Annotated in this window: 11 protein-coding genes and 3 pseudogenes; 6 read left to right on the forward strand and 8 right to left on the reverse strand. The window is 67.1% G+C overall.

Annotation, left to right across the window (positions count from 1 at the left end; genetic code table 11):
* Positions 1-310: 310 nt before the first annotated feature.
* The gene (locus OHA03_RS45100; RefSeq protein ID WP_267009765.1) at positions 311-784 is read left to right on the forward strand and encodes a MarR family winged helix-turn-helix transcriptional regulator; all 474 of its coding nucleotides are present in this window, start codon (positions 311-313) and stop codon (positions 782-784) included.
* Positions 785-981: 197 nt separating this feature from the next.
* Here OHA03_RS45100 and OHA03_RS45105 read toward each other — a convergent pair whose 3' ends face one another.
* Positions 982-1,872: a LysR family transcriptional regulator gene (locus tag OHA03_RS45105; RefSeq protein ID WP_267009766.1), complete on the reverse strand. Its 891-nt coding sequence runs from the start codon at positions 1,870-1,872 to the stop codon at positions 982-984.
* A 131-nt stretch (positions 1,873-2,003) separates the two neighbouring features.
* Between OHA03_RS45105 and OHA03_RS45110 the strand changes: the two genes are divergently transcribed.
* The 3 genes from OHA03_RS45110 to OHA03_RS45120 all read left to right on the forward strand — a co-directional run bounded on the left by OHA03_RS45110 (position 2,004) and on the right by OHA03_RS45120 (position 4,514).
* Complete coding sequence (locus OHA03_RS45110) at positions 2,004-2,465, forward strand: hypothetical protein (RefSeq protein ID WP_267009767.1); 462 nt, start codon at positions 2,004-2,006, stop codon at positions 2,463-2,465.
* Positions 2,466-2,789: 324 nt separating this feature from the next.
* The gene (locus OHA03_RS45115; protein ID WP_267009768.1) at positions 2,790-3,848 is read left to right on the forward strand and encodes a zinc-dependent alcohol dehydrogenase family protein; all 1,059 of its coding nucleotides are present in this window, start codon (positions 2,790-2,792) and stop codon (positions 3,846-3,848) included.
* A 222-nt stretch (positions 3,849-4,070) separates the two neighbouring features.
* On the forward strand, positions 4,071-4,514 hold the full coding sequence (locus tag OHA03_RS45120) for a hypothetical protein (protein ID WP_267009769.1): 444 nt from the start codon (positions 4,071-4,073) through the stop codon (positions 4,512-4,514).
* A 115-nt stretch (positions 4,515-4,629) separates the two neighbouring features.
* Here the strand turns inward: OHA03_RS45120 and OHA03_RS45125 are convergent, their stop codons facing one another.
* Positions 4,630-5,310: a maleylpyruvate isomerase N-terminal domain-containing protein gene (locus tag OHA03_RS45125; protein WP_267009770.1), complete on the reverse strand. Its 681-nt coding sequence runs from the start codon at positions 5,308-5,310 to the stop codon at positions 4,630-4,632.
* Between the two features lie 97 nt (positions 5,311-5,407).
* On the opposite strand from OHA03_RS45125, the gene OHA03_RS45130 reads away from it, so the two are divergent.
* Complete coding sequence (locus OHA03_RS45130; protein WP_267009771.1) at positions 5,408-6,073, forward strand: PhzF family phenazine biosynthesis protein; 666 nt, start codon at positions 5,408-5,410, stop codon at positions 6,071-6,073.
* Between the two features lie 7 nt (positions 6,074-6,080).
* Here the strand turns inward: OHA03_RS45130 and OHA03_RS45135 are convergent.
* From OHA03_RS45135 to OHA03_RS45150, 4 genes and pseudogenes are all read right to left on the reverse strand, one after another.
* A pseudogene (locus tag OHA03_RS45135) lies at positions 6,081-7,338 on the reverse strand (IS256 family transposase).
* 238 nt (positions 7,339-7,576) lie between these two features.
* A pseudogene (locus OHA03_RS45140) lies at positions 7,577-7,696 on the reverse strand (XRE family transcriptional regulator); the annotation flags it as partial.
* Between the two features lie 57 nt (positions 7,697-7,753).
* Positions 7,754-8,518: an SIS domain-containing protein gene (locus OHA03_RS45145; protein ID WP_267009772.1), complete on the reverse strand. Its 765-nt coding sequence runs from the start codon at positions 8,516-8,518 to the stop codon at positions 7,754-7,756.
* Between the two features lie 72 nt (positions 8,519-8,590).
* A complete protein-coding gene (locus OHA03_RS45150; RefSeq protein WP_267009773.1) occupies positions 8,591-9,553 on the reverse strand; it encodes an N-acetylglucosamine kinase in 963 nt (320 codons plus the stop codon).
* 95 nt (positions 9,554-9,648) lie between these two features.
* Here OHA03_RS45150 and OHA03_RS45155 point away from each other — a divergent pair, with 95 nt between their 5' ends.
* Entirely contained in the window at positions 9,649-10,509 is an 861-nt protein-coding gene (locus OHA03_RS45155) for a MurR/RpiR family transcriptional regulator (protein ID WP_267009774.1), read from the forward strand.
* A 287-nt stretch (positions 10,510-10,796) separates the two neighbouring features.
* Here OHA03_RS45155 and OHA03_RS45160 read toward each other — a convergent pair whose 3' ends face one another.
* Positions 10,797-11,507 carry a class I SAM-dependent methyltransferase gene (locus OHA03_RS45160; protein ID WP_267009775.1) on the reverse strand — a complete coding sequence of 237 codons (711 nt, stop codon included), beginning with the start codon at positions 11,505-11,507 and terminating at the stop codon, positions 10,797-10,799.
* Positions 11,504-11,674 (reverse strand): annotated as a pseudogene (locus OHA03_RS45165) (IS256 family transposase); the annotation flags it as partial. The pseudogene OHA03_RS45165 and the gene OHA03_RS45160, both read right to left, overlap by 4 nt.
* Positions 11,675-11,683: the final 9 nt, after the last annotated feature.

Consider the following 11,683-nt stretch of genomic DNA (forward strand, 5'->3'; position numbering starts at 1 on the left):
GAGACGGCCCACTGTTGGCTCCACCGTCCCCGCGACGGCCGTGGAAGCCGCTGAGAGCCACGGAATCCGTCCAGGCGCTGCTCCCCCACCGGTAGGCGATGGCCTCCTTGGGCATCCACTCGGCAAGCCGTTGCCACGACACTTCGGGGGCACGGCGCATGCCGGGAGCGGACCTGACATTCACATCGGTAGCGACCGGTGACCGACGCCTGATGGCAACGCTCGCACCCGAGCGCAGGGGAGTTCCGATGCAGGCAGGTTCAGCCCTGGGCATTTGACATACCTATGACGTCATACGTATTTTCGCTGCATGTCTGCTCCCAGCGCATCTGTCCAGGACATCGACCGTGTGGCCTCCGTGCTCGCGGCGTGCCTGCCTGCGCTGCACCGGGCTCTGGAGCGGCGGGTCGTGCGGGATTTCCCCTCCCCCAAGCCGCCTGAGGGACAGGTCGCGCTTCTTCGGTTCGTCGCCCAGCAGGAGGGCGCGACGGTGCGCGAGGCCGCCGAGGCTCTCATGATGAAACCCAACAATGTGAGCGCCATGGTCTCCCAGCTGACCAAGCGGGGACTGATCGAGCGCAAGCAGGATGCCGCCGACAAGCGGATCGCGCATCTCTACCTCACGGCGATGGCTCAGCGCGAACTCGCCGAGGTGCGGCGGATCGAGGAAGCGCATGTCGCCCGCGCGCTGCACTCCCTCACCGACGGAGAGATCGGCGCCCTTGGCTCGGTCACGGGTGCGCTGACGTCTTTGACGCGCCACCTCCACTCCGCAGCCCTCTAATTCCCCGGTTCCTCTTTCGGAGGACGCGACCGGACCGCGTGCACGGCTGCTCTCCGTGCAGGTGGGATTCCTTATCGCGGAGACAGACGTCGGGTGCCTTCGCTGCCTCGTGACCTGCCATCCGGCCACACCGTGCCTCGACACACCGTCAGACGTCCACCCAACCGACAACGTGACAACGCCCTCCGAGGCGATGCTCACCCATGCCAGAACTCGTGCGCCATCGCGATCATGGCACGGGCCGCGGCACCGGGCGTGCGCTCGGACGGAGCGGCCAGGGAAAACTGCCATTCCAGGTCGGCGTCGTCGACGGTCAGCGTGGCGACGTCGTCCTGTTCCTTGCCGAGGGCGACCCGTGGCAGCAGCGCCACGCCCAGGCCGTTTCGGACGTAGGCCACGCCGGTGGTGAGGTCGGTGATCTCGATGGCGACGCGATGGGGGACGGAGGCAGCGGCGAAGGCCCGGTCGGCAACGGTCCGGTTGCTGTAGCCCGCAGGGAAGTCGACGAAGTCCAGACCGGCCAGTTCGGTGATCGACACGGTGCGGCGTTTCGCGAGCGGATGGGCGTCCGGCACGACGAGGTCGAGCACCGAGGTGGCGAGGGCGGTCAGCGTGATGCCTGTCGGGCGCTGTCCGGGCCCCGAAACGAAGGCGAGGTCGAGCCGCCGTTCGAGGAGGGCTTCGATCAGGCCCTGGGAGCCGGAGGGGGCGGCGCTGGTCTGCAGGAACACGCCGGGATGACGCCGGTGGAATTCACCGAGGAACACGGGAAGGTCGATGAGCCCAACCGTGGTTATCGCGCCCAGCCGCAGTGTGCCGCGCAGTCCGCCGCGGACCTCGCCCACCGCGTCTGCGGCCTCCCGGGCGGCATCGAGAGCGGCATGGGCGCGCGGTAGCAGGGCAGCACCGGCATCGGTAAGCAGCACGCGTTTGGGGGTGCGTTCCAGCAGCGGCGTGCGGAGTTCTCGCTCGAGGTTCTTGATTGTGGTGGAGACCGCGGACTGGACGACGTGCAGCCGTGCGGCAGCACGGGTGAAGTTCGCTTCCTCGGCGACGGCGACGAAGTACTCGAGCTGGCGCAGTTCCACCCTCCGAGTATCCCTCAGCGAGCCCTCAAGGCATCTCTCAGCGAGATGGCGGCAGTCTCTGAATTTCGTTGGACCGCGCCTGTTGCGTCAGCGATTCTGTTAGAAGTTCAACCGATACAGGAGGCTGAAAGATGACCTACAAGACGCCACCGACATATCTGGGCAGCGGCGACCCGGCGCGGCAGCGCAAGGACTACTACCCCCCTTGGCTGGACAACCTTGCCGACGATGTGACGCTGGAGGCCGGGGTCTTCAACGGGACCATCCACGGAGCCAAGGACGTTTTCGCGATACTGTCCTACGCACGCACTCTGTACGAATTCCAGGACTTCGTCTACATCGGTAAGTACGGAGAGAATGGCTTCGTCGAGGACTACGCAGCGACGGTGGACGGTAGGCCGATCGCCAACATCGCTGTCGTCTATAAGAACGAAGAGGGGAAGACACAACATCTTGTGATGAACCACCGTCCGCTGCCGATGCTCCAGTACTTCTCCCGGAAGCTGGGCGAGCACTTCGCTGGGACAGAGTACGCGAAATACTGTGCCGACCCGTCGGCGGGTACCGACCCGTCGGATGCCGACCGCGACTGAACGGAGTCCAACTCATTTCTGCTGCGATCTAAAGGAAACGGGTCGCGCAATCAGGTAAGCGTGGACGCTTACTGGCGAGCATATTCCTGATTCGAGGAGAACGGTTCCTCGGACCTGTGGCCCTAATGTCGCCCGAGGTGATTTGCAACATCCCAGAGGGGACCCGACGCCGACGACACTCTGCGCACGGGCCTGCTCCATCGAGAAAGAAAGGTTCGGAGCCTGGTCGCCGACGAGGATGCCGGCACCAGCATCGTTCCTGTCAAGAACGCCCGCCGAGTTCGTCGGGCGCTGAGAGACGAAAGGTCACTCATGCCACAATCCATGCGCGCGCTCGTAGCCGGAAAGGTTGGCGAGCCGGCCGACGTCCTGCGGCTGGAATCCCGGCCTATTCCCACGCCAGAAGCCGGTCAGGCGTTGATCCGTGTGAAGGCGACTCCGATTCACGCCAGCGATCTGCACGTGCTGCGTGGCCGCTACGGTTTCTCCCCCGAGTTTCCCACTGTCGGGGGTCACATGGAATGCGTGGGTCGTATTGAAGCCCTGGGTCCGGATACCGAGGGACTGAAGATCGGCGAGCGCGTGGTAGCCGTTGCTGTCCCGGCGGTACCCGGGCCGCATGTGGCCGGCACTTGGCAGGAATACCTTGTTGCCGATACACGAAGGCTCCTGCCGGTCCCCGATCGCCTGAGCGACTCCAGCGCCTGTCAACTCGCCGTCAACCCGTTGACCGCGCTGCTACTGGTGACTCGCGAACTCGACGTACAGCCGGGTGAATGGTTGTTGCAGACGGCCGCGGGCTCCACCGTCGGCCGGCTCGTCATTCAGCTGGCCAGGCATCTGGGTATTCGCACGATCAATGTCGTGCGGCGGCGCGATGCCGTCGAGGAGATCAAGGCACTTGGTGGTGACGAGGTCATTTGCACTGAGGACGAGGACCTGTTGCAGCGCGTGGCCGAGATTGCAGGATCGACTGGCGTGCGCAAGGCCATCGACTGTGTCGCGGGCCACGTGGGTGCCCAGGTATCCCAGGCATTGGCTCCGGGAGGAGAGGTCGTGGTCTACGGCGCGCTCTCTACCCATCGGCAGACTGACCCGGCAGCGCTGACGATCCCACTGCAGGCACGTTCGGTTATCTACGAGACCAAAGCAGTCCGTGGCTTCTGGCTGAACCGCTGGTTCGGCACTGCCTCACCTGCGGATGCGCAGCTCGCGCTGTCCGAGGTTCGCAGTCTCGTCACTGATGAAGTGCTGAGCATCCCCCAGGGCCAGCCGTTCCCGCTCGAACACTTCACTGAAGCCATCTCGTTCGCCGAAGCACCCGCACATGGCGCCAAACCGCTCTTCGTCTTCGAGGATGACCGGGACGAAGACGACCGGTAGGACGCGGCCCGGCCGGTGCTGGCGGCGGTGCGGCTGCAGCGAGGCAAGGCCGCCGACGCCCGCGGTTCCGCCCAGCTCGGGCAGACCGCACCGCCCGGTCAGCCGGACAGGGGCACCAAGCCAGCGTCCCCGATCAGGTTCGGCTCGTCGAACGCGTTATTTCGTTCGACTCGTCAGGGCCGCTCCCAGCAGGAGCCGGCCCCTTGCTAGGAAGGCTGGAAGATGGCTGACAAGACGAAACTGATGTATCTGGGCAGCGGCGACCCGGCGCGGCAGCGCACGGACTATTACCCCCCTTGGCTGGACAACCTTGCCGACGATGTGACAATGGAGGGCTCGGTACTGAACGGGGTCGTGCGGGGGGCGGAGGACGTTCGCACGGTGCTGTCCTATGCGCGCACTCTGTACGAGTACCAGGACTTCATCTACATCGGCGGGTACGGAGAGAACGACTTCGTCGAGGACTACACGTCGACGGTGGGCGGTGAGCCGATCGCAAACATCGCTGTCGTCTACAGGAACGCAGAGGGACAGACGCAACATCTCGTGGTGAACCACCGTCCGCTATCGTCGGTCCTGCTCTTCTCTCGGCTGTTGGGCGAGCACTTTGCTGGGACGCGGTACGCCCAGTACTTCGCTGGAGGAATTGTCAAAACCTGTGGATGAGGGGAGGTCGGACGCTGGCGGGCTGCGGTTGCGGAGGCCAGAGGGCCGCTGGTTTGGCTGGCTAATCTGCGAGCTATGTCGAGGGCTCGACCGTCTCAAAGCCATGAGACCGCTCTCATCCCAACGCGAGCCATGTGACACCCAGCCGAGCAATCTGCAAGGACTCCTCCGCCCCCAACGGCTCACGGCCGGTGACCTTGCGAAGAAAACGAGCACGACTCCAGCCCAGCTGGGTCACCACGCTCGCATCGGGTCCGACGAGAAGCTCCAGCACCAGATCTGCGGCCGACAGCGTCAGCCATGGCTCACTCCCGAGTGCGTCGGCCAAGTCGATCCCGTGCACTGCGACTTCGACGACGCGCGTCAGCATAAAGTCGGCGAGCAGCATCGCGTCGCCGTGCCGCGTCCGCACCACCCGGCGCTCCGACTCCTTCCGGCACAGCTCCTCCACCTCCTGCCAGGTGTGGGTGAAGTCGGCGACGAGCTCGGCCCCTGATCCATGACGAGCGGCGCGATCTTGTCCCAACTCGATGCGGGCCGCGTTGGTAGCGGAACTGAAGCGGTGGTCTGGCCGGTAGTACTCGGTCGCGGAGACCTCTGGGGCCCCGGGCGCCTGACCTTCGATCATGTCGGGCACCCAGCCCAGGACGATGCAGACATGCCCCAACAGTTCACGAGCAGACCACGGTGCACACCGTGTCGGGCGATCCCACGCAGTTTCGGGCAGCCGGGCAAGACCCCGGCCGAGGGCCTCGGCCTCTGTCTCGAACGCATCCAACACCTGGGTGAGATCCATGATCATCACGCTATCAGCCGACCCACACCGTTCCGGCCCTTCCGGCCCGCCCCAAGGGGGAACCACCCGGGCAGCAAGGAGATGCTTGAATCCCGGGATGAAACCCACAGTCGAACAGTTGCGTGTGTTCACCGATCCGGATGGACGCCATGGCAACGTTCTTGGAGTCGTCCGCGACGGCTCCGCAATGGCCGACCAAGCATCACGCCAAGCACTGGCCAAACAAGCCGGGTTCAGCGAAACCATCTTCATCGACGATCCGCAACGCGGAACCCTGGAGATTTACACCCCGGGCTCCCGGCTCCCGTTCGCAGGCTATCCCCTCGTCGGCGCAGCCTGGCTGCTCCGACTCCCCGCCCTGAACCTCGCGATCGGAACCGTGAGCGCCCGCAACGAGCACGACCGCACGTGGATCACCGCCCGACCCGAATGGGTGCCACCGAGGACACTGCGCCAGCACGCCACGCCAACTGAAGTCGACGCCCTGACCGTACCGGCACCCGGGGAGTGGATCTACGCCTGGGCCTGGGAGAACGAAGAGCTCGGACACATCCGGGCCCGCGGATTCCCCGGGCGCGGCGACGGGATCGACGAGGACGAAGCCACCGGCGCCGCCGCACTGCTGCTTACCAATACGCTTCAGCGCCCTTTGGTGATCACCCAGGGGCGTGGTTCCCAGATCTTCACGACGCCGCGAACGGACGGCTTGATCGACATCGGCGGCCGCGTACGTCTCAACCCTCCTTCGCCGTCGAATCGGTAGCCTATGGTCAGGCTGCCGACACGGCTTCTGGGCGTTCGACCAGGAGGCCGTTCTCGAAGCGGGCTCCGGCGCGGACGAGGGGCACCAGGCGAGCTCCGGTGATCGCCCGCCAGCGAGCCTGGGCGGACTCGACGAGCTTGAACACCATCGCCAGGGCCGCGGCCGGGCTTCCCGCACCGCGGGTGACCTTAGTCCGGAGCCTGACGGTGGAGAATATGGACTCGACGGGGTTGGTGGTCCGCAGGTGGATCCAGTGTTCGGCCGGAAAGTCGTAGAACGCCAGTAGTTCCATGGCGTCGTCGGTGATCTTCGCGACGGCCTTGGGGAACTTCGCGCCGTAGGTCTTCGCGAACGCCTCGATGGCCTTCTCGGCGTGGGCGCGGTCCTCGGCGTTGTAGATCTCCTGCATCGCCTTCGTCGCGCCTGGCTGCGCGGACTTCGGTAGGGCGTTCGAGACGTTTCGGGCCTTGTGGACCCAGCACCTCTGATGCCGGGTGGCGGGGAACACCTCGGCCAGCGCCTTCCACAGGCCCATCCCACCGTCACCGACCACCAGCTCCGGGTCGCGCATGCCCCGGCGGCGGCAGTCGCGCAGCAGGTCGGCCCACGATTCGGTGGACTCGCGCAGCCCCTCGTCCAGCGCGATCAGCTCCTTGGTGCCGTCCAGGCGGACGCCGAGCAGGACCAACACGCACGAGTGCGCCTGGCCGAGCCGGACCTTGGGGTGCACGCCGTCGGCCCACACGTAGACGAAGTCGCGGTCGGACAGGTCCCGCTCGCAGAAGGCGGCGTGGTCGTCGTGCCACTGCTTCGTCAGCCGGGTCACTGTCGCCGGCGACAGCCCGGCCGCCGAGCCGAGGAACTGCTCCAGGGCGGGCACGAAGTCCCCGGACGACAGGCCGTGTAGGTAGAGCAAGGGCAGTACCTCGGAGATCTTCGGCGACTTGCGGCACCACGGCGGCAGGATCTTCGAGGAGAACCGCTTGCGCTCGCCGGTGGCCTCGTCGACCCGCCGGTCGTTCACCCGCGGTGGCCTTCACCTCGACCGGACCGGCCGCGGTGACCACGGTGCGGGGCCGGTGGTAGCCGTTGCGGACCACCAGGCGACGCCCCCGCTCGTCGGCCGTAGCCGCCAACTCGGCTATGCACTGGTTGACTTCAGCCTCCAGCGCGGCGGCGAGCATCCGCCGGGCGCCGTCGCGCACGATCTCGTCGATCAGGGAGCCGGACTCGGTGGAACCGTCGGCGTTCACTGCGCTGAGCACGGGCGTGCCTTCCCGACCCGCGCTGCGAACGCGGGCCTACTCGGTGACCATCACAGGATCATTCGGGAAGGTACGCCTTCCGCGTCCAACCCGACGCCGATCCACAAGTCCTGAGCATTGCTCTACTTCGCTGCGCCGTCGGTCGATGCAGACCGCGGCTGAAGAGGAGCTTTCATGCCCACGACATGACGGGCCTCATGGTCACCGGAACCGGTGACGTCCTCCGGGACACCGTTGGTCACGAGTAGTCGAGCTCCACGTAGTCGATATCGGTGAACTCCACCACGAGCCCATCGGCCCGGCGGCCATGGTCCTTGAAGTGCTGCTCCTGGAGGCCTTCTGCGGCGATGTTCTGCAGCACCCATAGCGGTCTCCCGTCCGATCAGGACGGGAGACCGCTATGGGTGGCGGGTGGTCAGTGACCGTTGCGGTGCAGCCGCCCCTCGTAGTGGGCTTCCAGCTTCGCGTTGCGCTCGAAGCCGCCCGGCAGATTGGCGGAGATGTAGACGGGCACCTCGTGGCCCCCGGCCATCAGCAGGGCGACACTCTCGGCCAACACCATCTGCACCAGCGTGGCCGAGACGATGGTGGACACCCCGCACAAACTGCCGCCGCCGGGCAGCGGCAGCAGCGCGTCACCGGCGGGCGCGCAGTTGTCGAGCACCACGTCGGCGAGGTCGGCGAGCCGCTGCCCGCTGGGATGCAGGGCGGGGACCGAACGGGTGTGCTCCAGCGAAGTGAGCGCCACCAGCAGATGCCCCTTGCCCGTCACCAACTGGGCGAGATCGACGATCGAGTTGTTGACCCCCGAATTCGAGATGATCACAAAGAGGTCCTGCGGGCGCGGGGTACTCAGTTCGTAGAGCCGGGCGGCGAGTCCTGGTCGGCGTTCGAGCAAGGGATCTTCGAGCACCGCACGGTCCTCGCCGCCCCGCAGCACGAGGTCGGCGAGGCTCATCCGGTTGGTGGGGATGAGACCGCCCGCACGCCCGGCGATCTCCAGTGCGGTCGCCTGCGAGTGCCCCGTGCCGAACGCGTGGATCACTCCGTCCGCGGCGACACAGTCCGCGAACAGCCGGGCGGCGGCGGCAACCGCGGCCGCGTTGGTGTCGATCGCTCCGTCCAGCGACGCGCGTGCCCGGTCGGCGAAAAGCTTCGCGCTGATCTGCGGTTCGGCCATGAGGATCACCACTCTCGTGCGATTGATTGATTCAATAGATATCGATTCGAATGAAACAATGAACCAGCCACCTCATCGCGTCAAGAGCCGGGCCAGCGCCACGGCCCCTGCGGCGCCGTCGCGCACAGCGGCGACACGTAGCCCCATCGGCCTCACGCGTTCCGCCAGGCGCTCCGCCAGCGGCCCCTCGGGTCCTATCAGTCCTCCGGTGGTCACGAGGAGTTCGCCGCTGCGCGGGGCCAGCGCGCCGACCTTGTCGGCCAGTTCATCGGCGGCCCGGTCGAGCAGCGACCGCGCCGTCGGATCGCCATCAGCCCCGGCCGCGACCACCAGGGGACTCAGCCGCGCCAGCGCCACCGGAGGCCGGGAGTAGGCCCAGTCCGCGATGGCGTCTCTCAGGCGAGTGCGCTCCGCCAGCGGCAGGCCGGCATCCGGACTCTCGGGAGTGACCTGTTCCAGCACCGATCCGACCAGTGGTCCCCACGGCCCCCGCCCGTCCAGCGCAAGCACGGCGGCCCGCGCCGCCTCCCGGCCGAGCCAGAACCCGCTGCCCTTGTCGCCGAGCAGCCAGCCGTGTCCGTCCACGGTCTGCGCGCAGCGCCGCCCCACCACCCGGCCGGCGATCGCGCCGGTCCCGGCGATGAGGACGAGTCCGTCGGCGGGGGCCCCCGGCCCCGACGCAAAGGCGACATCCGCGTCCCCGTACACCTCGGCCGCCACAGCGCTGATGTCCAGTGCTTCAAGAGCCTCGGCCAGACAGGAGGCCGCGGTGTCCCGTCCGCGCCCAGGCCCTGCGCCCGCGAACCCGCCCGCCACCGCCGTCACCCGGCTGCGCACACCCTCCGGTGCGGCAGTGCCCATAGCCTGGGCCAAGTGCCGTACGAGATCGGCAGGCGGCACGCTGAGTGCATTGCCGGGGCCGCTGTCGCCCATACCGACCACGCGGCCCCTCGCATCGGCGCAGTACGCCCGTACCCGGGTGCCGCCCGCGTCGATTCCGATCACCAGAGGTTGTTCGAAGGATTCAGAAATCACGCTGCATAGTGGTTGGTAGAGTCACATCCAGACAAGAGATCTTCCGAACCCGAATTCACTTGGGCGCCACCGCATCGAATCGAGCCGAGTCCACCGTGATCACAGACCTGATCCACTCCGAACTGCCCAGGCTGACCGTCTCGCTGCGCAAGGTCGGCGAGCAGGTCCTGGCCGATCCGGCGGCCCTGGCCCACACGTCGGCGGCCGACCTCGGCCGGCGCACCGGGACCTCGCAGGCGACCGTCACCCGCTTCTGCCAGGCCCTCGGACTCGACTCGTACCAGGCGCTGCTGCTCGAACTCGCCAAGGAGCAGGGGCAGCTCCCGCAGGAACGCCCGCTGGGGCCGGACATCGGTCCCGACGACAGCCTGGACCAGGTCATCGACGTCATCGCACACGCCGATCTCCAAGCCTTGCGCGGCACCGTGGAACGGCTGGACCGCAACGCACTCGAGAGTGCGGCTCGGGCCCTGACCAGGGCCCGCCGCATCGACGTCTACGGAGTGGGTACGTCCGGCGTCCTGGCACGTGAGGCAGAAGCCCGTCTGTTCGGTATCGGCTGCCAGACCAGGGGCTGGACCGAGGTGCACGCCGCGGAAACCTCGGCGTCCCTGCTGACGCCCGCCGACGTCGCCGTCGCGCTCTCGCACTCCGGCAGTACCCGTGAGGTGCTGAGCCCTCTTCAGCTGGCTGCCGAGCGTGGGGCCACGACCATCGCCATCACCTCGGACCCGCGCTCACCGGCCGCCCAGGCCGCGGGAATCCACCTCGCGTCGACCTCGGCGGAAACGAGCTTCCGGCACGGAGGCTTCGGTTCGCGCCACTCCGTACTGCTGATCATCGACTGCCTCTACGCGCGGGTGGCCCAGCTCTCCTACGACCGGGCCACCGCGTCGATCGCCCTTACGGCGCACATCTCCGAGGAACATGCGGCGAGGCCGCGCCGCCGGACGTAAGGCACGGCCCCGTGCGGGTTACGTCGAACGCTCCGTAGTGCTTCCCGGTGAAGTCGTTGTGCCACGGGCCATAATCGTCGGTGACCGGTGACCACGCGCCCATGCCACGTCCGCCATCTCGCCGGCGAGCGAGTCGCGCCCATCGTCCTGTCGATGCAGCCTTCCCCCACCTTGGCCCCGTTGACGGAAAGGATGCCGGCGGCGCGCTTGTTGAGCCCGCCACAGTCGTAGGCGAAGTCGAGGGAGTAATTGTCAATACCTGTGGGTGCGTTGTCCGGACGGCAGCGTCAGCGGGTAGGAGTCTGGTGACATGGGGCCGGCTTGCGGGCCAGGATTTGAAGGCCCGCCGATGTGTTGCCGTTCATGGTGGTCACGGTGGTTCGTCGGGTGTCGATGGTCTCGAATCCGGCGAGCAGGGAGGTGAACCAGTCGCTCGGGTGGTGGCGGCACACTGCGCCGTCGCCGGTCTCGAACACCCCGTAGGTGCCGTAGGGCTCGGCGAACCTCGCGTAGCGGTCGCGGTTGCGCTGGTCGTCCTGTAGCAGCAGATCGCTGAGGTAGAGCAGTGCGCCGGGCTTGAGCACACGGTGCAGCTCGCCGATCAGCAGCCGCTGTGCGTCGTCACTTGGGATACAGGTCAGCACCGCGAAGAGCACGACCACGTCGATGCTCGCGTCCGGGCAGGCGAGTGCCGGCGGCGTGTCCAGCACCGCGAAGCGCATCGCGGGGTGCAGGCTGCGGGCCCGGGCGATCATCCCCGGCGATGTGTCGAAGCCGGAGAGGTTGTCAAAGCCCTGCTGTTCCAGCGCGTCCAGGGTTCGGCCGTAGCCGCAGCCGTAGTCGAGGATCGCAGCGCTTCGTTCGACGTTGTCCAGCCACGGTGTGTGCAGCGGATGCGTGAATCGCTTCGTCATCGCGGCGGCGTCCCAGTAAGCGGTCTGGCTGTCGAGGTCGGACACGGCGGATGCCTCCATCGGCGTTTCGGGAAAGGTGGTCACGCTGCCACGGTCTCGGGGCGTTCGACGAGGTGGCCGCGTTCGAAGCCGGCTCCGGCGTGGACGAGGGCGGCGAGGTGAGGTGCGTTGACCGCCCTCCAGCGTGCCTGGGCGGACTCGACGAGCCTGAAGAGCATGGCAAGCGCGGCGGCCGCGCTGCCGGCGCCTTTCGGCTCGCG

Source organism: Streptomyces sp. NBC_00154, assembly GCF_026342835.1.
GTDB lineage: Bacteria > Actinomycetota > Actinomycetes > Streptomycetales > Streptomycetaceae > Streptomyces.